Genomic DNA, 23425 nt, shown 5'->3' with positions numbered 1-23425 from the left:
CCAAAAAAATACACTAGGGCGCCGAAAGAGGAGAATCCTTCGGCGCCCTTGAGCGTTACTGTACTTGTAAGCGCTACATATCCAAAAGCATAGCGGGCTCTTCGAGAATCGCGGCAACATCCGCCATGAAACGCGCCGAGAGATCGCCGTCTACCACGCGATGATCGAAAGAACCGCCCAGCGTGGTTACCCAGCGCGGAATAACCTCACCATCAACCACCCAGGGCTTCTGCTTAATCGTGCCGAAGGCAACGATCGCCACCTCGCCGGGGTTGATAATCGGGGTCCCTGTATCGATACCAAGCGAACCGATATTCGTAATCGTCAGGGTTCCATTCGCCATCTCGGCGGGCTGGGTCTTCCCCTCACGGGCGCGAGTCGTCAGGTTATTCAAGGCGATCGCCAGCTCACGCAGAGAGAGCTCCTGCGCGTCCTTGATATTCGGCACCATCAGCCCGCGCGGGGTCGCCGCCGCAATACCCAAGTTCATAAAGCGCTTGATCTGAATCTCGCTGTCCGTCCACGTAGCGTTCACCTGGGGGTTCCGTTCGGCCGCCCAAATCACGGCGGCGGCAAGCACCAGCAGCGGAGTTACCTTCACGCCCTCGAAGTGGCGCGACTTCTTCAAACGCTTGATAAATTCCATGGTGCGCGAAGCATCGACATCTACGAAAATCGACACATGCGGGGCGCTAAACGCCGAAGAAACCATAGCCTTCGCGGTTGCCTTGCGCACCCCGCGCACCGGAATGTGCTGCATGCGGTCGCCCTGTGCGGACGGGGACTGCCAGAAACGCTGGCTCGTGGACTCCTGCACATCGTTAAGATGCGCCACATAGTTCAACAGGTCTTGTTTCGTCACCTGCCCGCGCGAGCCGGTCGCAGTCACATTCGCCAGATCGACGCCCAGCTCTTTTGCCGCCAAACGCACAGGTGGCGCCGCCAACGACGGACGATGCGGCACCGGCTCCTGCGTCGGCTGTGCAGTTACGACGGGCACCTCAGCCCCGCCCTGGAAACGCTGCACCACCGTATTGAACGGGCTGTTCTCTACGAATTTGGAGGCGCGCTCGGCAAGCTCGCTGAAAAGCCCCTGATTGCGCGGCTCGGGTGACGAGGGAGTATGCGCCACCGGCATCTCCTGAGCGGGCGAAACCTGGGCCTGCGGTGCGGCATTCTGAGCCGTTGCGGATGCGGGGCGCTTGCGGGCGCGGCGCTTCACCGAATCGGCCTTGGGTCCCGAACCTACGAGTGCGTGGTTACCACTCTCGCCCTCATCGGCGGATGCGGCGGGCGCATCCTGCGGTTCTTCTGCGGTGGATGCGGCACTGCCGGAGATCGCGATAATAGGCGTCCCAACTTCGATCGTCTCGCCTTCGCTCACCAGAATCTTCTCCACGGTACCGGTGTAGGGCGAAGGCAGTTCCACAACGGATTTTGCGGTCTCGATTTCGACAAGAACATCGTTGATACTGACCTCGCTGCCAACGCTGACTTTCCAGGTGAGGATCTCAGCCTCGGTAAGACCCTCACCCACATCGGGGAGATTAAAAATCTGGGACATTTTATGCCTTTCGCTAGGGAATATAGCCTATCGGGAATATTCTTCGCGGGTTATATAAAGAATATGGAATATACGATTTAGTATTCAAATGAGCGATCAACGGCTTCAAGAATACGGTCAATATCGGGCACGTATTCGTCCTCCGTGCGTGGTACCGGGTACGGCATATAGTAGCCGCCCACGCGCAGCACCGGGGCCTGCAGGCTGTAGAAGCAGCGCTCAGTGATCGCGGCGGCGAGTTCGCCGCCCATGCCCCCGAAGGTCGGCGCTTCGTGGGCAACGATCAGGCGCCCGGTCTTCACCACGGATGCGGCGACGGTGCGCACATCCATCGGGGAGATCGACCGCAGGTCAATGACTTCGATCGAGCGCCCATCTTCGACGGCAGCCTCTGCGGCGGCGAGCGCTACCGGAACCAGCGGACCGTATGCCACGATAGTCGCGTCTGTGCCTTCGCGCACCACCTGCGCCTGGAACGGATCAAAATCGGTGTCCGCAAAATTTACCTCGCCCTTGAGCCAGTAGCGGCGTTTGGGTTCGAAAATAATCACCGGGTCGTCGCATTCAATGGATTTGCGGGTCATCCAGTAGGCGTCATGCGGTGAGGACGGTGTTACGATGCGCAGCCCGGCGGTGTGCGCGAACAGCGCCTCGGGCGATTCTGAGTGATGCTCGACCGCCCCGATTACGCCGCCGTAGGGAATGCGTATCGTAACCGGAACAACGTATTTTTTGTCGCTGCGGTTGTGGATTTTGGCGAGCTGGGTGGTGATCTGGTTGTAGGCGGGGAAGACGAACCCGTCGAACTGAATCTCGGCTACGGGCCGATAGCCGCGCATCGCCATGCCGATGGAGGTGCCCACGATACCGGCCTCTCCAAGGGGAGAATCCATCACGCGCTTCTGCCCGTGCTTCGCCAGAAGCCCTTCGGTTACGCGGTATACGCCGCCGAGTTTGCCGATATCTTCACCGATCAGCACGACTTTGCGGTTATCTGCCATCGCGTCGTCGAGGCCGCGAGTGATCGCTTTCGCCAGGGTCAGGCGCTCAACCTGTGCATTCTGCTCGCTCATTCTTAGTCCTCCTCGAAACCTGCGACGTAGTTGCGGTAGAACTCGCGTTCTTCTTCTACCTGAAGGTGTTCTTCGGCGTAGGCGCGGTCGAAGAATCGGTCGAATTCATAGGGTTCGGAGGCAATCGCCGCCTCGCGCACCCCGTTGGCAAGTTCTTGTGCTTCTTCGGCGAGTTTTTCGAAGAAGGCATCATCTGCGTGCCCGTTCTCGCGCAGATATTTTTCCAGGCGAATCAGCGGGTCTGCGTTCAGACGCTGCTGGAGTTCTTCGTCGTCACGGTATTTGGTGGGGTCGTCGGCGGTGGTATGCGGGCCCAGGCGGTATGTTTCCGCCTCGATCAGTACGGGACCTTCGCCGCGGCGGATTTTATCGAGCGCGTAGCGGGTGACGGCGAGGGTACCGAGCACATCGTTGCCGTCAACGCGCAGCCCTTCAAAGCCGTAACCTTGGGCGCGGGTTGAGATGGGCACGCGCGACTGCACGTCGAAGGGTACCGAAATAGCCCAGCGGTTGTTTTGCACGAAAAAGAGCACGGGGGCATCGTAGGATGCGGCGAAGGCCATGGCCTCGTGGGCTTCGCCTTCGGTGGAGGAGCCGTCGCCGAAGTAGACGCCGACGGCGGGTTTCACGGTGTCGTTATCGGGGTTGGTAGCCTGCCCTTGGCCTGTCTGCAGCTGCCCGGTTTCCGCCGCAATATCGGCATCAAAGTTCAGTCCCATGGCGTAGCCGACTGCGTGCGGAATCTGTGCGGCAAGCACTTTGGTGTAGACGTGGAAGTTATGTTTTTTAGGGTCCCACCCGTGGGTGTGTGAACCGCGGAAAACCGTGATGAGTTCGCGGAAATCTACGCCGCGGGCAAAGGCGACCGCGTGTTCACGGTAGGAGGGAAAAATATAGTCGTTGGGGGCGAATGCCAGTGCAGAGCCGACCTGCGCCGCTTCCTGCCCGCGGCTGGGCACCCACAGAGCCATTTGCCCTTGCCTCTGAAGTGCCGTTCCTTCGTCGTCAATGCGGCGGGTGATGTACATCAGGCGGTAGGCCTCGCGAAGCTGTTCTGCGTCTACGTCCTGCACATAAGAGCTGAAGGTGGGGTTCTCGTGTACCTTGCCGTTCTCATCCATCAGCTGGATGCGTTCGGGTACTCCCGGATATTTTTCGTTCTCGTGCATCAATCCTCCACGCAGATACGAGCTGTCCTTCACGCCGAGCGCACGCAGAGAGTTTCGGCACGCGGGGCGGAAGGCTTGGGCATATTTCCTCTTATTTTACTCGCTTAAGAACGAAGTGAAGGTTTATTGTGCGGTTTTCTATGCTTTCCTTCTGGCGTAATGCACCGTTTCTGTGTGCATGTTGGTTCGCGGAATACTTACGTGGGCGGGGAGCATTCTAAGTGTTGTCGCTGAGAGCCCACACGGTCTCTTCCCGAGCCCTCGGCGACATAGCTCAACCCCGCGAGTTGAGGGATTTTAGACTCTGTGCGGGAACTGCTCACAGATGCTGATGAAGCGGTCATTTGCCTCATCTTCGCCGATGCTCACCCGCACACCCTCGGAGTCGAAAGCACGCACCGCCAGGGCGTTAGCGCGCGCCAGTTCAGTAAATTCCGCAGTGTGTTCTCCCAGGGGGAGCCACACGAAGTTGGCGTAGGTTTGCGGGATGTTGTACCCCAGCTCGTGCAGCCGGGCGACCACGCGTTCACGCTCAGCCACCAGGTGTTGTACACGTTCCATCACCTGATCTTCATGTTCTATGGAGGCGACGGCGGCGGCCTCTGCCACGGCGGTAACGGCGAAGGTTGTGGCGCTCACCCGCAAATACTGGGTCAGCTGCGGATGCGACACCGAATACCCCACGCGAAGCCCCGCAAGTCCCTGTGCTTTCGAGAAGGTTCTGAGCACGATCACGTTCGGGTATTCACGGTACAGGCGCAGACCGTCCAGCGGCGCATCTTCCCCGTCGGGCACGGGTGATACCGTGCAGAACTCGAAATATGCTTCGTCGAGCACCACCACAATATGAGGCGGCACCTGCGCTAGGAACTCGCGGATTTGTTTTTCGGTGACGGCGGGCCCGGTGGGGTTATTAGGGGTGCACACCAGGATCACGCGAGTGCGGTCGGTGATCGCATTAAGCATTCCCTGCAGGTCGTGGGCACCGTTGGGCAGGTTCGGAATCTGCACGCTTTTTGCGCCCAGCAGCCCCACCAGAATGGGGTATGCCTCAAAGGAACGCCAGGCGTATATGACTTCGTCCTGCACACCGTCGGCATCGACTCCGGCAAACGCTTTGAGGATCTGGTTGAGTGCGCCCAGGCTTCCGGCGCCGGTCACGATATTCTCGGCATCCAGGTTGAACCGCTTGGCGAGCGCTTCACGCAGCTTCGTTGAGAGCGGGTCTGGGTAGCGGTGTACCGCATCGAAGGTGCTGAGAATTTCGGCGACCTTGGGTACGGGTCCGAGAGGGTTCTCGTTGGAAGATAGTTTGTACTGGGTTAGTCCGGCAACCTGCGGCGCGGGTTTTCCTGCTACGTAGGCCGGAAGGTTCGCAAAAATATGGCGCGGGGGAATCGGTGATGTCTGCGGTTGGTGTGATTCACTCATATCCACAGTATAGTGCTCGCCAACCTCCGCGCCCCGGATTTTCGCGCTAGATCACGCGGGTTTCTGCCGATCGGGCGCGGTTGCGTTTACGCTGGTGCGCCTAGGAGCCTGGGGTCGTGTGAGGTGCGCATCTCGGGGTCTGGGGTGTTGGTGGGCATGCGGCTGCCGGTATCGGCGGGGGTTACGGTCTCACCATCGGGCTGCAACTGATTCTGCGGTATGTGCAGGCGCGGTGCCTCGGTGGGGTTGCCCATCAGGTGCTCACCCAGCGGCGGCAGGTACCCTTCCTGTGTTTTCAGGTCAAGGCTCGGCAACAGGTTTTCGCCTCCGCCCGTGCCGTGGGGCATATCGAGCTTGGGCAGATGTAGGTCATCCAGCAGGCGCGGCGCATAATACGGTTCGGCGTGGGAACCTGCCCCGGAGGGTATGAGTCCTTCCCCGTGATAGCTGTACGGCATGGGTTTTGGCCCCGATATGTTCTCCAGCGACTCGGGGGCATGCCATGCTGCGGGTGAGTGTTGGGTATCTGCGGTACCGGGGTTCTGCACCGGTGCGGGCAGTCCCGAAATCTTCGGGTCCGTGTAATCGACGGGCTTTCGTGGATCAAGCGCATCCATACTGGGTTTCAAAAAATCGGGTGTCCATGACCGTGCCTTATCTTGGGCCAAATCAATCCCCATATTTCCAGCTACTTGAGGATTTACACCACGCTCATTTGATAATGTTGCAGCTCCGCTCTCCCATAACGAAGGTCCTCCCTCAGAGGTAGCGTTATAGACATTTCCACCTTCGTAGGTGTAGTTACCTTGAGGGACAGCCGCCATAGGTTTCTGCGCATTAGCATTCCGTTCTAATGATTCACGATAAAACCTCATATCGTGAGTCATTTCATGTGGTTTAGGATCGCCGCCCTGACGAAAACTTCTACGATCAGTAATCACGGTCGAGTCACCTGGGCGTTCCTTCCACGTCTGACCGCTGATGATTGCGGGAATAGGATCGCCTTTGTCTTTGGTTTGATGCACGCGGAAGGTCTTATTTCCTCGGTCTGGTAATGCTTGTACGGGGCCGCCGAAAGTGTACACATCGCTCACGTGGTAGCGTGAGGCAAATTCGTTGTTATTGGCGGCGTTATAGGCGATAGCCGCGCCTTGGGAATGTCCCACGAGAATCACATCATCGGCTGAGGTTACGCCTTGGTCTCTTAGCGCACGGTCTAGGGCGCGCATCATGATATGGCTGTTTTGTATGGAAGCGTTCGGGGTATCGGCGCCTATCTGCAAGGTACCTTGGATACCGTCGGGTTCGCCAGGTTTATTAGAAAAGTCCGTCCCCGGGATATAGGCGTATACAATTTTGCGCCCGGTTTGGGGGTCTCGGTATACCTGTACCTCAATCCCCGAATAACCGTGTCCGTCTTTATCTTCGCCTTCGTATTTTTTCGAGAGGTCTCCCTTGCTCACGCGCTCCATATTCTGGGCGATCTCGGCGCGGGTACGGGGCATTTTATCCGCCGGCTCTGCCTTATCACGATGCCAGTTCTTGAGTTCACCGCGGTTCTTGTTGTCCTGTTCTTTCTTCCCGAGCCACGGCATTTTTCCATTCGCAATTCGTTCGGCTATCTCACGGGGAATACCCATTTTTTCGAGTCTTCGCGCTATACGCCTGCGCGCCATCTCCGGGTTAGCGCGCATATCCTGGTAGGCGGTCGCCCCGAAGAGGGTAATCGCCGTCAGTGCGGAAAAGCCCATAATATAGGGGTTGCCGCTACGCATACCCCAACCGAAAATGCTCTCTGCGGCGCTATATCCAAGCTCGTACTTTTCCCAGGACCACATGTCGTTGAAGGCGCCTTGCGGATGCATGATCGCGTTGCGCATCCATTCTTCCTGCGACATGCCGTTAGGCATCTTCCCATCCTGAGTGAGCCCGATGCGGTTGAACAGTCCCTTCGCGGCTTCTTCTGCCTGATGGTAGCCCTTCGAGCAGGTGTCTATTGCGCTGGCGGTTGCCTCCAGCTTAACGGCCCGCTCCCCCAGAGTCGCCGCGGCAGAGGTAGTCATGACCGAGGCTTGCCGCCCGTGCTCGTTGGTGCCGAGAAAAAGCATGAGCTGCGCCGCGATACCGCCCAGCGGCAGGGGTAATGACCCGCAATCGCCGCCTAGCTGGTGTACATTCTGTGCGAGCTGCGGCAGCTCTTCCAGCAGAACGCTAATGGTTTTATCGTCCCCACCGGCTGCTATCTGTTGTCCCGGAGCGTTCATCGTGAGTCCTTCCCTGTTATCTAGCGATTAGTGAATGCCCGAGCTCTGTAAGAGCCCGGTGGGAACTTGCGAATAATTGAGTAACTGATCCAAGGCATGCTGAGCGTTCAGCGCGCCGGAGGATTTGATGATGTCTGCGGGGTTCAGGTTGTCGAGGGCATCGGCGGTGGTATTCAGCAGGCCTTTGAGCATCCCGTCTAATCCAGCGGCGGCACCTAAAATAGTGTTTGCTTGGGATTCCAAGGCCGCGGCAACTTCTTCGCCAGCGCGGCGGGCATCCTCGGCTGCGTGCTGTACCTGCTGGTGAGTTTCGGTCAGGCTTTTTTCGTGCTGTTCTAACGTGTTTCGATAGGCTCTCCCGGCCGAGGATTTCCAGTGTTCGGCACGCATACCGTGGGCTTTGTGAAGCATCGTCTGAATGCTCGCAGCATGCTGTTCTAAGCTGGCGGCGAGTTCCTGACCCTTACTGCGCGCCTGCCCCGCTAACCCTTGCAAAGACGCCGCAAAACTGGTTGCGGCGCTGGTACCGATCCCCATATCACCGGCGGCACGCAGAATATCTGCGGACGTGGGCGGATGCGCGCCCGGGGGAATATCGCCGGTATGCGGCTGGGGCGTTGGTGCGGGTGCGATGGCTGTCATATCTTCCTCGTTAGCTCTTAGGTCACGCCGGGCAGCTCCCGGTGTGCGGTCGCACGGGTACACCTGAGTACCCGTGCGCGTGACCGATGCTGCGGCTGCTGTACCTGATTTACCTTCACCCTAGAAGGCTCGGCTCCGGTTAATACCCGCTCTCTCAGCGCTCTGTGGATAACCTGCCGTAGTGGGACACTTTCACTGATTATCCACAGGTTATTTCTCCCGATTTCGCTGGGTGCGCGCACTCGCATGACCGAATATGACGCAGACCCACACAGGCGTGGCAGACCGCGCATCCCATAAATAACGCCTTAGCAGATCACAGAAAGACGTCCGAAACTCGCAATACGCTGTGCTCAAGACAGACACGGCACGTCATCCGCCGCAGAAGACACCCAATCTGACCTTTTACGCCAAAACATGCGAAGATAGAGGTATGTCTCACCCTGAAAACGCTCTCCTGCCCTCGGGAAGAATCGACCTGGGCACCAGTAATCTTGCGCTCGGTCCCCTCGATGGGCGTTATGCCCCTGTGACCGCGCCTTTAACGAACTACCTCTCCGAAGCCGCACTGAACCGCGACCGCATTCACGTGGAAGTCGAATGGTTCATATACCTGTGCGAGCATGCCGTTCTTCCCGGGCTCACACCGCTCACCGATGAGCAGAAGTCCGGTTTGCGCGCTATCGTGACCGAGTTCAACACCAATTCCGTCACCGAACTCGCCGAGATTGAGGCGGTCACTGTTCACGATGTGAAAGCCGTCGAGTACTATATCGGTCGCCGCCTCGAAGCGCTGGGACTGGGGCATCTGGTGCCGCTCGTGCATTTTGGGTGCACCTCCGAAGACATTAATAACCTCTCCTATGCCCTGGGTATTAAGGACGCGGTCGAGAACGTATGGCTTCCCGCTGCCCGCGATCTGGTGCAGGTTTTGCTGGATCTCGCAGAGACCGGCAGGGATATTCCGATGCTCTCTCGCACGCACGGTCAGCCCGCAACACCCACCACGCTGGGCAAGGAAATGGCTGTGCTGGCGTACCGTTTGAAGCGCCAGATTTCCCATGTTGCCGCTACCGAGTTCCTGGGCAAGATTAACGGCGCGACGGGCACCTATGCGGCGCATTACGCCTCGGTTCCGGGGGCTGACTGGCAGGCTATTTCGCGGGGTTTCGTGGAGCATCTGGGGCTTAGCTGGAACCCGCTGACCACACAGATCGAATCGCATGACTGGCAGGCGGAGCTGTACTCTGATGTGGCGCATTTCAACCGCGTGCTGCATAATCTGTGCACCGATGTGTGGAGCTATATTTCAATTGGCTTCTTCCGCCAGATTCCAGTGGCTGGTGCAACGGGCTCGTCGACGATGCCGCATAAGGTGAACCCGATCCGCTTTGAGAATGCGGAAGCTAATCTTGAACTCTCCAATGCGATCTTCGATTCGCTGGCCTCCACGTTGGTGACTTCGCGTTGGCAGCGTGATTTGACCGATTCTTCGGCGCAGCGCAATATTGGCGTGGCATTTGGGCATTCGGTGCTGGCGATTTCCAATGTGATTAAGGGTCTGCAGCGCCTCGATATTGCCGCCGACGTTATTGCCGCCGACCTGGAGTCCAACTGGGAGGTTCTGGCGGAAGCCATTCAGATGGTTATGCGCGCGGAGGCAATCGCGGGCACCCCCGACATGGAGAACCCCTATGAGCGTCTGAAGGAGCTTACGCGCGGTCATCGGGTGGATGCGGTTCGCCTCAAAGAATTTGTGGGCACCCTGGGTCTGTCTGCCGAGGCGCAGGAGCGGCTGTCGAACTTGACCCCGCATACCTACAACGGCATCGCCGCGCAGCTGGTGGATCACGCGAAGGATGCGCAAGGCTAAACTCCTTCGACTCCTTTCGCCCGCTCTCTACGTTCTAAAAAGGCTCTTTATTCACATAAAGCGGTTTTTCCAATGCTTTATGTGAATAAAGAGCCTTTTTACGGTTCCGGCAGGGTCTACAGAACACCCATTTATTCGCCAGTTTTCCTTCTCAACACAAAAAGTTGTTAGATTAAGGAGGCTCTAATCTAACAACTTTTCGCACTTTGACGGAAAACTGTTAGATTAGCACCCCGCTAATCTAACATCAACTACTCCACCTACAGAAATTCAGCAGATTACTGCTCCTGATGAACCATAACGTACCTTGTGGAACGACCCTGTCCTTCCTGCCTTAGAGTACCTTCATCGACTAGAGCGTCTAAAGCCCTTTTGGCGGTACCGCGGGCTATATGCGTCAGCTCCATCAAATCTCCCGTTGTGATTGCACCGGTGAGGTCACACCACGCCCGAATCACATCGTGCATAACCTGCGAGGATCGTGACAGATAGGGCAGCACATAGTGGTCGTTCTCGCCCCGAGCATTCTGAGCAAGATTAAGCGCACCTTCACCCAGAACCCACACCTGTTGCTCTTTAAGACGGGCTACCAGCGGAACACCCTCAATAACGGTCTGTTCGGCAGCCCGCAGCGTGAGCGCCGCTGATTCTTCAGAAGACTGCAGACGTTCGGCCAAAGTTTTCAATGTGATAAAAGGGTGCTGCATCAAATAGCTGAGAATAATAGCGATTCCCACGTCTTTCTGACGTGCGGTGGGAACAATCGCAGAGGCGACTTCCAGTACAGGCAGTACTGGTGTTCCTCCCACGAGCGTACATTCAATATGCGGACCCACCACCTCCTCGAAGATAGGGGGCAGATGCCCAAGAACCATCATGGACTGGTACATCCGATCAACCCCCACTCCCTGTTTCTCTACAAGGGTCAGGGCACGGAACAAATCGGCGAGCGCGGGGTATCGTGCAGAACGATTACTGAGCACATTATCCGCAGTAACTCCACCGTAAAATCCGCCTGGGCTTCGCACCACGAGGGTATTATCGAGTGTAATCCAGCGGATATCGGTAGGTTCAGAGCTGTTCCAATCGCGGTGAATAATGCCGTTGAGAATAGCCTCACGCACAGCATTTTCGGGAACCTGCCGGACTGTGCGGTGCGCAAACCCGGTGGGAAGCGTAATTTGTGTATTCACGTTTTGCAGAGCCTGCTCGATCTGCCGTATTTGTTCCAGCAGCGGCAGGTCAGCGTCGGGTCGCACAGTATTGAGGATCGACCCGGCAGGAACGTCGAAGATAGTGAGTTCAAGTAGGGTTCGGGATGCGGGGCACAGGGTGAGCGCGGCGGCTTGCGAGAGCTTTCCATCGGAACGCAGTGCGCCCAAACGCTGCAAGACCTCGCGGTCCGTGAGGGCTGTATCGGCTCCGAGCAGGGCGCGCACATAGTTCATGGTGGAGCGTGGAATATCTTCAGGCGCGTAGCGGGTGCTTTGAGCCATTTCGTCGTATTCCCGCATATTTTCACGGTGTTCCCACCAAAGGGAGCGGTCAATAGGCTTGCAGTGATCCCCAACGCGCCACCGCAGCTTATTGCCGGTATCATACACAGGCTCTTTGGCCTGGGGCACGTAGAGAACCAGCACGCGCAGACCCTGGGCTCCGCCAAGGTGGTGTTCCACAATATCGGGGGCGACCTGTACCGCCTCATCAATACGCTGGCGCAGCCATTCAGTATCAAGCTCGGTGCCGAGTACCGTTCCATGACTGTCTTCAACGCCTAGGATCAGGGCGCCTCCGCCGGGTGTATTGGCAAAGCACGCGACTTCATCCGCAAGTTTTGATGCTGCTTCAGCGTTGCGTGTTTCGCCGGGCAGAAGAATACCGCCAGCGCCTCGGCGTCCTGCTTCCTCTTTGAAATCTATGGATGCGCTCTCCCGATTCGCGTGAAGCTGCCCGTCTCGATACGAAGCAAGGATTTCGGCGACCTGTTTTTCAAGGTCTCGCCTGCGTTCCGAAAGTATCATGCTGTCTCCACAACAGTAGGTTTCAGGGTGGTTGGAGTGTTCTTCTTGACCAACGTCACCATCAAGTCTACCTAAAAACACAAAAAGTTGTTAGATTAAGGAGACTCTAATCTAACAACTTTTCGCACTTTGATGGAAAACTGATAGATTAGCACCCCGCTAATCTAACACTCTCCCGTATATGTCTCATGAAAACCGCATCAAAACGGGCGCTCTTACCCGCGAAATACCGGCGGACAGGGGCAAGGGGCTAGTTTCTTCTAGTTCCCCATCGTCTTGCGATGCTGCGCACCAGGATTTTGCAGCCCGTGAGCGTGCGCATCGTGGTTCTTCGTATCGGCCTTGGTGCGCTTGAACTTACCGGTCAGTGCTCGCGTAACCTTGGGTCCGTGAGAGTTTTTCTGCTCATCAGACGTGAACTTGGGGGCACGCGGGGTAAGCATCAGCTCAGCCGGGAAAAACGCGGGAGCATCACCAAACGCATTACGGGCGCTCTTAACCACGTCACGCCCCAGCGCCAAGTTTGCGCCGCCGCCGACCACCGCGCCCACGCCGAACGGCAGGGCACGCCCCAGCAGGGCTCCGCTCTGGCGGGTCAAGAAACGCTTGATAAACATATTGCGAATCGTGCGTTCCACGCTAAAAGTCTTGCCCGCCGACTTACCACCCAGCAGCATGCCCCACCGATTGGAAACGCCGCTCGCCTTCCCGGTCTGCAGCAACACGGTATTCATCAGCTGAGAGCCTTCTTCGCCGAGCATAATCGCCATCACCATCGAACGTGCAACCTCGGGGTTCTCCACGTGCACGCCGTGCAGCTCAGCCACCGCCTGCGCGAACAGCGCGGTCCTTTCCAGGTACCCGCCAACCGCGAGCGCCGAAAGGCTCATCGAGGTCACGGTTCCGATTCCGGGCACGAAAGCGGATGCGCCCGTCACCCCGCCGATCGCGGTCACGTCACGCAGATAGTTGCGTTCAAGGCGCCGCAGAATCTTTTCGGGGGTTTCGTCCGGATGCGCCGCCCGCAAACTTTTCACCATCGACAGCGCTAGGGGGCGCTGAACGCGCAGAACGGTATCAAGCGTTTTGGTGAGTGCCGGGCGGGGATTGCCGTTATCGTCAAAAAGTGACTTTTTCGGGTCTAGCATAATGTCAGTAAAGCACGTTTTGACTCAAAGTAGGTACCGCATCCTGCAGAAACGGTGCTTATTCCGCCCAGCGAGTATTCCGCCGCGTTCATGATACGCCCCTGGCCTGGAATTTTGGTGCGTCAAGAACTACTTTCCCCGGCTCTACCTGTGCACACTACACATGACATAAATCTTGCCCGCTAACCCATCGGTACGGTATATGCGCCCAAGCCCAGGCCTGGTATCTCAAAGCGGCATAGCTCTTTCTGCCGCTTGCCTTCGATAGATTTCATGAGGGAGTAAATTTCACGGTATGACGTTTTAGTTCGGCTTTTCGCCCCGAGGGCTTAGAATTGAGCTAGGTTACACAACGCACTCGTTCATTCAGGCGCTCCGACGCGTCTTCTGCGGTGTTTAGCAATGGCACTAACACCGGCCTTCACACAGTAAGGAACCTATATGTCTGCTCCTGCTTCGGCGCGCTCGCCACTGGCGACTCAGGGCCTCGGTATGGCGTATGCTATCGGCGCCATCATTTCGGCACAGTTCGGTTCTGCGCTCGCTAAGACGATGATGGGCGATCTGGGCGCGTGGGGCGTGGTGGCTCTGCGCATGATCACCTCGTCGCTTCTGCTGTATCTCTTTTTCCGCCCGCAAGTTCGTCAATGGACGCGCCCGCAGTGGCTTGCCGTGATCGTCTTGGGGGTTGCGCTTTTCGGTGCGAACGCTTTCTTCTATGTGGCAATTCAGCAGGTTCCGCTGGCGATCGCGGTGGCTATCGAGTTTATGGGTCCGCTCGTGTTGGCAACGGTTCTTTCACGAAGAAAACTCGACCTGATCTGGATTCTTCTTTCCTTTACCGGTATGGCTATTTTGACGGCAGAGTCGCAGTCAAAACCCGAAGATTTCGCACTGATAGGTATATTTTTCGCTATTCTCACCGCCGTTTCTCGTGCCGCCTATATCCTGGCAACAGAGCGTGTGGGTGCCACAATTCCGGGGATGGGCGGTATGGTGATGGGCAATCTTGTCTCCACACTCTTGGTTATCCCTTTCCCTTTCTTCATCACAGGCAATCATTTAGGGAAAGTTATCACCGATCCCGCCTTACTGGCGCTTGGTTTTGCGATGGGACTTCTGGCATCCGCGCTTCCCGCACTGGGCGAGATCTCGGCGCTTCGCATGCTCCCCTCGAATGTATACAGCGTGGTGCTTTCGCTGGAGCCTGCCGCGGCGGCGCTGGTGGGCGTTATTATTCTGCAAGAACCCACCGATGCGGTGCGTTGGATTGCAATTGCGCTGCTGATTACGGCGAGTATCGGGATTACGATATCGCACGCTCGGGTGGAACGCCGAGCCCTTGAGGAAGGTACGGCAGAGACAATTACGCACTTCCTGCCTGGCGCGGTTGACAGCATCGGTGCCGACCTTGTGCAGAAGACCGGGGTGATTACCCTGCCCACCACCGAGCAGATCAAGCTCGACCGGCAGGCTAAAGAAACCCGGTCAGGAGGTTCCTCCCAAACGTAGAATATCCTTCACATTTGGGGTATGTCCTAGGTTACAACAGTACACAGGCGGCGGTACCATTATTCTCACGTGGTACCGCCGCCTGTTGTCGATGTGATCCCTAGGAGGTTTTCTTGACCAGCCTCACCCCTCATAGTCGCCGCAAGCGCCCCAGCGTCGGCATCATTTTTGTGATCATCTCGTGCCTTTCTCTGCAATTCGGCGCGGCTTTCGCGGTGCACCTTTTTCCGCTTTTTGGTCCGTGGCTCGTCACAGTTCTGCGCCTGCTTCTCGCCGCGTTCACGGTGGGTGCGGCGGTCTGGATTGCCGGGCGCTGGCGGGCGCATCGGGCAGGTGCACAACCCGCATATATGGCAATACCCGCGAAAACATCCGATGGGTTCTTAGGCTGGTCTTACCGCCATTGGCGTGCCATGCTCATTTTTGGTGTCACGCTCGGGCTCATGAACGGCTTCTTCTACAATGCGCTGGCTCGCATCCCGCTCGGGCTGGCGGTGGCGGTCGAGTTTACCGGTCCGCTCGTACTGGCCTCTATCCTCACGCGGCGTAAACGCGACCTAGTGTGGGTATTCTGCGCGGCGGCAGGCATGGCGGTACTCGGCTTTGAGGCGGTACACGGGCAGGAAACTGACTTGCTGGGTGTACTATACGCCCTGATTGCGGGCGCATTCTGGGCGCTCTACATTCGCTCAAGCGCCTCAGTCGGTGAGCTCGTGCCCGGTGCAGGCGGACTCGCCGTAGCAATGGTCGTGGGAGCCATCTGCGTGGTCCCCGGAGCCCTGCTTTTCCCTGGCCCCGTAGCGCTCTGGAGCGTTACGCACGACACCCAACTGGTGCTCTTCATCATCGGAACCTCCCTGCTGGCATCGGTCGTACCGTACAGCAGCGAGTTGGCAGCCCTGCGGCACCTCCCTGAACAGGTCTTCAGTGTGCTTCTCAGTCTGGAACCGGCGATTGCGGCGCTCGCGGGGTGGGCGCTGTTGGGCCAGGAAACCGGCCTGATGCGCTGGGTTGCGATTATCCTGCTGATCACGGCAAGTATCGGAATTACCCAAACGACCGGGGGCTCGGCGCCTGCGGACGAAACTTCGGATTCTTACCGGAAGAACGAGCCTCCCGAGCATACCTCTCCCCTGCCGCTGCCGGAATAGACTGCGGGCTACTATGCTGCGTGCCGGGTCGGTTCTGCGGCGGGCGGCTATTGCCCGGCCAGGTACCCCAGAAAATCCCGCAGTTCTTCGGTACCCAGCACCTCCGCCGGATGCGGTCCCCGCGCGAACAGCGCATCGGCTGTGTCTTCGTCGAGTTCGCGTGCGGTTGCGATCAGCACCAGGTTACCCTCGTGCTCACCGCTCAGCATGGAAGAATCGCACAGGCACCACACATGCTCGAACGTATCCAATAGGGCGCGTGCCTGCCCCTGGAAGAAGGGCAGCCCGGCATCATCGCCAACGTTCACGGCGAGTACCCCGCGAGCGCTCAGGAGCTCACGCAGCTCGGCGTAGTAGCTGGCGTTGGCAAGGTGTTCGGGCGCATCCATGCCCGTAAAAATATCAAGAATAATGGCGTCGATCCCGCGAAAAACGCCGCCGTCGGATGTGGCATGAGCGCCGAAAAGCGCGGGAATCTTGGGGAGTACGGCGCGCGCATCCGCAACCACGAACTCGCACCGGGTACCTGCGGGCAACGGCAGCACCTCGGTCACAAACCCCATCAGCTGTGGCTCATAATCGACGGCCACTTGCGAAGACCCCGGGCGCGTAGCCTGCACATAGCGGGCGAGCGTGAGCGCTCCGGCCCCCAGGTGAAGAGCCGTCACGGGTTCGCGCGGCGGTTCGAGTACATCCAGTACATTGGCGATGCGCCGCAGATACTCGTAAAACACGACGGTCGCATCAGCAGCATCAACATGGGATTGTTCGGCACCGCCGATGTCAAGCACATAGCCGTGCTCGCTGAATCCGTCCTCAAGAATGCGGGCGCGCTGGCCGCTCACACTCAGGTGAACGCCCAGCGCGGCACGCTCTCGCTGTCTTTCATCCATCACGAAAGACTAGTTCAGCCCTGCGGCTTTCTTGAATTCTTTGGCCATATCCTCGGCGGAGGTCGAAGAATCCACATTCTCAAGAGGCTTGTCGTTCACCGCGAATTGGGGGGTGCCCTTCACGCCGATCTTTTGGCCGTACTCAAAATCGCCCTTGATCAAGTCGATGGTTTTTGGATCGACCAGGTCAGTCTTGAATTTCTCCTCATCCAACCCAAGTTCCTGAGCATAGCTGAGGAGAACTCCCGCAAACTCGGTCTGCTCGGTAATATCCTTCCAGCTGTCCTGAGTTTCAAAAAGCTTATTCGCCATCTCCAGGTGCTTACCCTGAAGCTCTGCCGCCTGCACGGCCTGTGCGGCAGCAATAGCATTCTTGTGAATTTGGGACAACGGCATATTGCGCACGGTCACATTCATGGTGCCCTCAAGGTCCTTGGCAACCTTCTCATAGGTGGGTTCGGCCTTGGCGCAGTAGGGGCACTGGTAGTCGGTGTACAGGGTCACGGTGGGCGCACCCTGCTTGGGGGTGTTGAGGTGGTATCCAACCTCGTCACGCTCGCCAACTTTGGTGGCGGTCATTTTGGCGGAGTCACCCGAGGCCGAAGCCGAACCGGATGCGCTTGCCTCTCCCCCGGCGCTAGCGCTGCCGGAAGCATCGCCCGAGGGAGCGCTGCTCGCTGAGCCGCTTGAGCTGGCGTTAGAACTTGAGCTACCGCTTGCGGATGCACTCGACCCGGAATTTGAGGTGGCGTTACCGCATGCGGAGAGTACGACTGCGAGAGCGGGTACCCCGAGTGAAAGCGCGGTACGGCGATTGAGCATAGATGTCATGAGGGTTCCTTTACCGTAAAGATAATAGACTTACCTTTCATCCTCCCATATCTTGCGGGGGAACGCACCCCTTTCGAGTTATGGGTCATATTCGCCCTACCCTGTAATCTCTGCTAATATTGGCGATGGTATACGCGCTATATAGGTCGTATATCGTGCGCCTCCTTAGCTCAGGGGTAGAGCATTTCCCTCGTAAAGAAAAGGTCGTGGGTTCGAATCCCACAGGGGGCTCCATTCGCACGTCACTCTGGATACAAGAAATCCCGCTCCAGCCGGGAGGTGTCCAGTGTGGCGTTTTTGCTGTTCTGGCGCGGTTTTTGCGAGGCTCGGATGTTCGGTGGCAGCGACCCGACCTACGAGCGTTCCTGAGACCCAGAGAGTGCCTTCGCGAGCTACGGCAATCGGGGCAGGGGAGGCTTCGTCGCCGGTTGCCACCAAATAGGACACCCCATATCAAAAGGTTTACGGTGTTTGGCTGAGACCTATGCGTGAGCTGGAATCCAATGTGAAGGCGCTAAGCTTGCAAATTGTAACTACTAGTATGTACAGTTATGGTTATGGACAGCAGGACTCGACTTGTGGAGGCAACCCAAGATCTCCTGTGGGAACAGGGGTATTCAGCAACCAGCCCGAAAGATATCATGCGCCGATCAGGTGCTGGTCAGGGCAGTATGTACCACCACTTCACTAATAAGCAGGAACTGGCCGTGGTAGCTCTAGAATGCAGCGCCCAATCCATGCGTCACGACACAGAAAAGCTGCTTGCGACAGATGGTAGTGCTTACGAAATAGCAACAGCTTATCTGCGTCGACAGCGCGATGTTCTGAAGGGATGCCGCATGGGAAGAATGACATTCGATGCCGATGTCTTGAACACCCCGGAACTCATCGAGCCTGTCAAACGCACGTTTGTGTGGCTGCTCGAAGCTCTCACAGTACTCTTTGAGCGAGGCAGAGACCAAGGCGAGTTTGCAGCAGACATTGATGCCCGCAATCTGGCTTCACTGGTGGTAGCAACAGTACAAGGAGGCTATGTGCTAGCACGTGCCACACGAGATACGGATGCCTTTGATGCGGCGGTTGAAGGGGCTGCTGCGCTCCTACGCAAGGCCACAGTACCTCTGACTACCGAGGCGTCGGATCATTCTGAGTGAGTAACCGCATGAGCTAAGAAGAAATGGGGAAAGACGTATGTATTCAATGCAGTACCGTGTCCAGCTTCCAGCGGACTACGACATGGAGATCATCAGGGACCGCGTCCGTCGCACTGGACACTTGATGGATGGATATCCGGGACTGGAATTCAAGGCGTACCTTATCCAGGAGAAAGCCAAAGGAGCCATGGAAAACTGCTACGCACCATTTTACGTCTGGAACGACACAGAGGGAATGCGATCTTTCTGCTGGGGAGAGCCTGGGTACTCATCAATTGTGCGCGATTTCGGCCGTCACCCCATCCAAGATTGGACAGTCCACAAACTTATCAAAGGAACTACACCTCTCACCCAAGCACGCAGCCTCAATATCCAAACTGTCACCCTGCCCGAGTTTACCGCACCGTCTGACATCATAGAGCCCCTGGCTGCGGACTTCCTTAACGGACAGAACGCTAACACGCTCTGCCGCCTGGCCGCAGTCGACATCACAACTTGGAAACTCATCCAGGTTGAACTCAGCAGTGCCAACCCCGACCACGCACAACCAAAAACCACCTCCTATGAGGTCCTCCACGTCTCGACCGCCGATATTGACTCCCGCTGATCAGGAAACCACTCAGCACGAACCCCAACTTTGCTGGGAGGTGTTCGGGCGGCGTTTTACCTGTTCTGGGGCGGTTTTGCAGGGGTGGAGTGGTTTGACGCCAAGCGGTCTGAGAGTTAATGGTTATCATCGGTTTCTGATTCCTAAACTTTCTTGCTAGAGCACCTCAACTGGTCCATCCATCAAATAGCCACCTGCTCTTGGTAGGGCGAGAATATCCAGGATAGACACACAATATATATCCTATAAACCCGATTACCCTTGAAAACCCGTACAATAAGGGAAAGAGTTTTACCGTTTTGTTTGCACTTCGAGAGGGGCATCATGCGTCATAAAAAACAGACCCAGCGTTTTGGGTTGGTGTTCGTGCTTCTGCTGATACCGTGTTGTGCGCTGTGGTTCTTTTATCGATGGATTTTCGGTGAAGATACCATTATTGCCGTTCCCATCGTGCTGGGGGTTGTGACCTCCTATATTTGCGCCTATGCCTTTACCGGCGGCAGGACCCCATACAACTAGCTGCTCACGACAGTCGTGCCGTATAGAGAACACGTGAGCCGCGCATCCTAACCAGAGGCAGGATGCGCGGCTCACGTTTATATACCAAGACTTTAGACGTTGGCGCGCTGGGCGTCGCTTTCGGTCTTTCCCCACAGCCCGTAGACTTTGGCAAGTTCTTTAACCTTCTTGGCACGCAGGTAACGCGGCAGATATGAACCGTCGTGCGGCCCGTCGATGGGAACATCAAGCATTTTGTGCGCCTCGGCGATTTCGTGGTCACTCGGCGAGAATGCCTGGTTAATGGTATCTGCCTGATCGGAGTCAAGAGTGAGTTTTCCGGTCATGCCGTGGGCCGTGGCGTAGGTGCAGGCTTCGGTGAGTGCCGCCTTGTACTTACCCACGGATGGTCCGTCGATAGGACCGGGAATACCGCCCAAAGTTGAAGCGATCACGAGTTGCGAGCGCACATAGGCGAGCGCCATGGGGGTGTCGCTGGAACCGGTATCGCGGCGGTAATCGCCTGCCCCGAAGGCGATGCGGAAGGTTCCGATGGCGCTGGCGATTTCGACGGCGTTGTGCACCCCGAGAGCCGATTCGATAAGCGCGATGATGGGCGTTCCGGCGGGCAGTTCGGAGGCGGTGCGGTCGATATCGGTCGCGTGTTCTGCGGTGGCGAGCATAACGCCGCGCAGACCTTTGGTGTTTTTGAGGGCTTTAACGTCTTTCCACCAGTGCTCGGTGGTGATAGCGTTGATGCGCACCCATGCGACCACGCCGGAGTTGAGCATTTTGACGACTCGACTGCGGGCTTCGTCTTTTTCGTCTTCGGGGCACCCGTCTTCGAGGTCTAGAATAATGGAGTCTGCTTCACTGGCGAACGCTTCTTCAAAGTCTTTTTCGGCTGAATTAGGGCGTACAAGAAGCCAGGAGCGAGAGAGACTGGGGCGTAGCTGGCGTGCACGTTCATTGCGATGGAATTCGAGCATTGGTTGGTCTTTTCCCTGATGTGCTGGTGTCCGAGCTTTTAGTGTAGGTGTCTGGTCCATGATGGTTATACTAAGCTCAACCTTAGTTAAGGTTCTAGTTACCTCATGTCGTGTGGGATTTTACGCGGATTTATATGGTTTTATGTTGGATAGTTCGCGACGTGGAACCCTCAAAAGACACTAAACCCCCGAAATTATCGAGGAAATTATACGGAGCCCGCGACTACACAACTATTCGCACATCGCCGTTAGTTTCACGTTTATGACGTTAAACCGAGGTTGTCTGCAGAGCCGGGTTTTCGTTGCGCGCCTGTGCAGCTTTTTCATCACGTGCACGGGCGATCAGGCGTTCCGCATTCTCGACATGCTCAACCACACTCTGCACGCGGCGCTCCACCGTAATTTTGCGGTGGCACTGCACACTGCACTCGCCAAAGCACCGCGCCATCGCCAGCGCCTCAGCGCAGAGGGCTACCGCATTGCCAGCTTTCGAAAGCGCCCGATGCAGATCCGAGAACGTGCCCTCAGGGGAGGCAGGAATATCCATGCCATCACTGGGGGCAATACGCTGCGCCTCCATCGCGACGGTACGAACCCGCGGAATAAGATCGGTAAGAGTATTCGCATCCGGTACGATAAGTTCGATCATCTCGGTATCGGCAAGGCGTTCAAGAACCTGGTGGAAACGATCAATACCGCGAATAAACCGGTCGTGCGCACGACGCCAGAGACCACGCCCAAGTTCCGCATCATCACGCCGTGATTGCAGGAAATCTTTGAGTCCCATAGCCCCTCCTCATGCTCAGCCGGTCGTGCGTCTAGAAAGCTCTATATACTTAGGGTACCCTAAATCTCGTTTTGGTGACAGGATGTCGTACAAAAAATGTTGATATGGGATTAAGCTCTCGAAAAATTCACGTATTTAGCCCGGCCAAACCGGCACAACACGACTTACATCACACGCAAAACAACCTTGCCGCGATGCTGACCAGCATCAAAGTACTCATGAGCCTGCGACGCCTGCCACCACGGAAATTCACGATCAAGATTCGCCGAAAGAACGCCGCGCTCAAGGAACGGTAACACGTTCTCATGCACCCCTGCCATAATTTTTGCCTTCTCATCCGCAGACCGTGACCGCAAAGACGTGCCGTGCACCGATAGGCGCTTCGTTAGCATAAGACCCAGGTCAAGTTCCGCGCGGCGACCGCCCTGCACGGCAATCGTCGCCAGATGCCCACCATCGGCTAAAGACCGCAGATTATCTTCCAGGTATTTCGCGCCCACCACATCAAGAATATAATTCACGCCGTGACCGGCGCTCTCACGCTGAATCACCTGACGAAAAGACTCCGTGCGGTAATTAATCGGATGCGCCCCCAACGCCCGCACAGTCTGAGCCTTTTCGTCATCACCGACCGTCGCAAAAACCCGCACACCGGCGGTGCGCGCCAGCTGAATAGCGTGCATACCCACGCCCCCGGTACCGCCATGCACCAGAAGCGAAGTCTGCTCATCTTCCGCCGGGTTATTCTGCGCGGGATCAAGGCTCATCCCGCACAGAAGCACCAAATTCGAGTACACCGTCGCGGCAACCTCCGGGATGCACGCTGCCTCAACCATGCTCATACCCTTGGGAACGGGCAGGGTATGGCGCACATCTACCGCCGCATACTCGGCGTAACCGCCGCCAGCAAGAAGCGCCATAACGCGCTCGCCCGCCAGAGTGGGATCAACGCCCTCGCCCACAGCCTCTACCACACCCGCGATCTCAAGACCGTATATGGAGCTTGCCCCCGCAGGAGGCGGATAATGCCCGCGCCGCTGCAGGGAATCCGCCCGGTTCAGCCCGGCGGCATGCACCCGCACCAAGACCTGCCCGGGTGCAGGGGCGGGAATCGGAACCTCAGAGAGCGTTAGAACCTCTGGATCTCCATGTTCTTTCTCGACAATGGCGCGCATAGTAGCCTCAACAACCTTCTTATCTGTATCTTCCTGCACCGAGAGTAGCATGTGTTCTCGGGGCATACCGCAATGTTCAGATTTACAGAAAAGCATAGAACATGAGATAATCGGCGGGTACCTTTTCCGCTCAAGGGCGGAAAATACCGGGATGGTTGTCCGAGCGGCCGAAGGAGCTGGTCTTGAAAACCAGTAGGCGGTAACCCCGTCTCAAGGGTTCAAATCCCTTACCATCCGCACACTAAACCCCGCGATGCGCCTGAATTTTCAGGTGTACCGCGGGGTTTTCTGCGTAGAATCTGCAGGTTACGAGACCAACCTTGAGAGGAACCACAGCACAATATCAAAGACACCGAGGATACCCCCGATAAGCGCCATAGCGGTATAGCCAGCATTCTTTCCCTTATTAGCAATAAGACCCCTAATACAGGAAACTACGGCAACAATCCCAAAACCGATGGCAAAAATCCCAATACCGACAGCACCTAGAACAAGGGAAGTAATGGAATAGATTTTTGCGTTTTTCTCTGCCTTGATTGCTTCAGGATCAATTGTCGGCGGGTACGGCTGCTGGTAACCCTACTGGGGGTATCCGTCTTGCGGGTTCTGCTGAGGCTGGAAGTTATAGTTTTCGGACATTACT

At 57.0% G+C, this 23425-nt stretch carries 19 protein-coding genes and 2 tRNA genes; 8 read left to right on the top strand and 13 right to left on the bottom strand.

Going from position 1 to position 23425, the window contains the following annotated elements:
* Positions 1-73: 73 nt before the first annotated feature.
* From HMPREF2958_RS03110 to HMPREF2958_RS03085, 6 genes are all read right to left on the bottom strand, one after another.
* Positions 74-1564 (bottom strand): dihydrolipoamide acetyltransferase family protein, encoded by a 1491-nt coding sequence (locus HMPREF2958_RS03110; protein WP_070696483.1) that lies wholly within the window; start codon positions 1562-1564, stop codon positions 74-76.
* 77 nt (positions 1565-1641) lie between these two features.
* Complete coding sequence (locus tag HMPREF2958_RS03105) at positions 1642-2637, bottom strand: alpha-ketoacid dehydrogenase subunit beta (protein ID WP_070696480.1); 996 nt, start codon at positions 2635-2637, stop codon at positions 1642-1644.
* Between the two features lie 2 nt (positions 2638-2639).
* On the bottom strand, positions 2640-3806 hold the full coding sequence (locus HMPREF2958_RS03100; RefSeq protein ID WP_070696477.1) for a thiamine pyrophosphate-dependent enzyme: 1167 nt from the start codon (positions 3804-3806) through the stop codon (positions 2640-2642).
* Positions 3807-4103: 297 nt separating this feature from the next.
* A complete protein-coding gene (locus tag HMPREF2958_RS03095; protein ID WP_210400874.1) occupies positions 4104-5237 on the bottom strand; it encodes a histidinol-phosphate transaminase in 1134 nt (377 codons plus the stop codon).
* Positions 5238-5323: 86 nt separating this feature from the next.
* Complete coding sequence (locus HMPREF2958_RS03090; protein ID WP_070696470.1) at positions 5324-7501, bottom strand: hypothetical protein; 2178 nt, start codon at positions 7499-7501, stop codon at positions 5324-5326.
* A 27-nt stretch (positions 7502-7528) separates the two neighbouring features.
* Positions 7529-8143 carry a hypothetical protein gene (locus tag HMPREF2958_RS03085; protein WP_070696467.1) on the bottom strand — a complete coding sequence of 205 codons (615 nt, stop codon included), beginning with the start codon at positions 8141-8143 and terminating at the stop codon, positions 7529-7531.
* A 433-nt stretch (positions 8144-8576) separates the two neighbouring features.
* On the opposite strand from HMPREF2958_RS03085, the gene purB reads away from it, so the two are divergent.
* Positions 8577-10016, top strand: coding sequence for an adenylosuccinate lyase (gene purB, locus HMPREF2958_RS03080; protein ID WP_070696464.1), 1440 nt, complete (start codon positions 8577-8579; stop codon positions 10014-10016).
* Between the two features lie 278 nt (positions 10017-10294).
* Here purB and HMPREF2958_RS03075 read toward each other — a convergent pair whose 3' ends face one another.
* On the bottom strand, positions 10295-12037 hold the full coding sequence (locus tag HMPREF2958_RS03075; RefSeq protein ID WP_070696461.1) for a DUF5635 domain-containing protein: 1743 nt from the start codon (positions 12035-12037) through the stop codon (positions 10295-10297).
* A 260-nt stretch (positions 12038-12297) separates the two neighbouring features.
* Positions 12298-13185, bottom strand: coding sequence for a hypothetical protein (locus HMPREF2958_RS03070; RefSeq protein WP_013397908.1), 888 nt, complete (start codon positions 13183-13185; stop codon positions 12298-12300).
* A 441-nt stretch (positions 13186-13626) separates the two neighbouring features.
* On the opposite strand from HMPREF2958_RS03070, the gene HMPREF2958_RS03065 reads away from it, so the two are divergent.
* Positions 13627-14697: an EamA family transporter gene (locus HMPREF2958_RS03065; protein ID WP_070696458.1), complete on the top strand. Its 1071-nt coding sequence runs from the start codon at positions 13627-13629 to the stop codon at positions 14695-14697.
* Between the two features lie 113 nt (positions 14698-14810).
* A complete protein-coding gene (locus HMPREF2958_RS03060) occupies positions 14811-15848 on the top strand; it encodes an EamA family transporter (protein ID WP_070696455.1) in 1038 nt (345 codons plus the stop codon).
* A gap of 47 nt (positions 15849-15895) precedes the next feature.
* Here the strand turns inward: HMPREF2958_RS03060 and HMPREF2958_RS03055 are convergent, their stop codons facing one another.
* Positions 15896-16741, bottom strand: coding sequence for a spermidine synthase (locus HMPREF2958_RS03055; RefSeq protein WP_070696452.1), 846 nt, complete (start codon positions 16739-16741; stop codon positions 15896-15898).
* Between the two features lie 9 nt (positions 16742-16750).
* Positions 16751-17572: a DsbA family protein gene (locus HMPREF2958_RS03050; RefSeq protein WP_048751815.1), complete on the bottom strand. Its 822-nt coding sequence runs from the start codon at positions 17570-17572 to the stop codon at positions 16751-16753.
* 159 nt (positions 17573-17731) lie between these two features.
* Here HMPREF2958_RS03050 and HMPREF2958_RS03045 point away from each other — a divergent pair.
* From HMPREF2958_RS03045 to HMPREF2958_RS03030, 4 genes are all read left to right on the top strand, one after another.
* Positions 17732-17806 (top strand) — tRNA-Thr (locus HMPREF2958_RS03045).
* A gap of 317 nt (positions 17807-18123) precedes the next feature.
* Entirely contained in the window at positions 18124-18726 is a 603-nt protein-coding gene (locus HMPREF2958_RS03040; protein WP_070696449.1) for a TetR/AcrR family transcriptional regulator, read from the top strand.
* Positions 18727-18763: 37 nt separating this feature from the next.
* A complete protein-coding gene (locus tag HMPREF2958_RS03035) occupies positions 18764-19333 on the top strand; it encodes a DUF4865 family protein (protein ID WP_070696446.1) in 570 nt (189 codons plus the stop codon).
* A gap of 324 nt (positions 19334-19657) precedes the next feature.
* Positions 19658-19852 carry a hypothetical protein gene (locus tag HMPREF2958_RS03030; RefSeq protein WP_013397915.1) on the top strand — a complete coding sequence of 65 codons (195 nt, stop codon included), beginning with the start codon at positions 19658-19660 and terminating at the stop codon, positions 19850-19852.
* A gap of 92 nt (positions 19853-19944) precedes the next feature.
* On the opposite strand, the gene HMPREF2958_RS03025 is transcribed toward HMPREF2958_RS03030, so the two are convergent.
* The 3 genes from HMPREF2958_RS03025 to HMPREF2958_RS03015 all read right to left on the bottom strand — a co-directional run bounded on the left by HMPREF2958_RS03025 (position 19945) and on the right by HMPREF2958_RS03015 (position 22782).
* On the bottom strand, positions 19945-20820 hold the full coding sequence (locus HMPREF2958_RS03025; protein ID WP_004005648.1) for an HpcH/HpaI aldolase/citrate lyase family protein: 876 nt from the start codon (positions 20818-20820) through the stop codon (positions 19945-19947).
* 268 nt (positions 20821-21088) lie between these two features.
* Positions 21089-21607 (bottom strand): dehydrogenase, encoded by a 519-nt coding sequence (locus HMPREF2958_RS03020; RefSeq protein ID WP_070696442.1) that lies wholly within the window; start codon positions 21605-21607, stop codon positions 21089-21091.
* A gap of 164 nt (positions 21608-21771) precedes the next feature.
* Complete coding sequence (locus tag HMPREF2958_RS03015; protein WP_070696835.1) at positions 21772-22782, bottom strand: NAD(P)H-quinone oxidoreductase; 1011 nt, start codon at positions 22780-22782, stop codon at positions 21772-21774.
* A 149-nt stretch (positions 22783-22931) separates the two neighbouring features.
* Here HMPREF2958_RS03015 and HMPREF2958_RS03010 point away from each other — a divergent pair.
* A tRNA-Ser gene (locus HMPREF2958_RS03010) sits at positions 22932-23019 on the top strand.
* Positions 23020-23425 lie beyond the last annotated feature (406 nt).

Origin of the sequence: Rothia sp. HMSC036D11 (assembly GCF_001814205.1) — a bacterium.
GTDB classification, from domain to species: domain Bacteria; phylum Actinomycetota; class Actinomycetes; order Actinomycetales; family Micrococcaceae; genus Rothia; species Rothia dentocariosa.
This window is presented reverse-complemented; position numbering and strand designations above follow the sequence as displayed.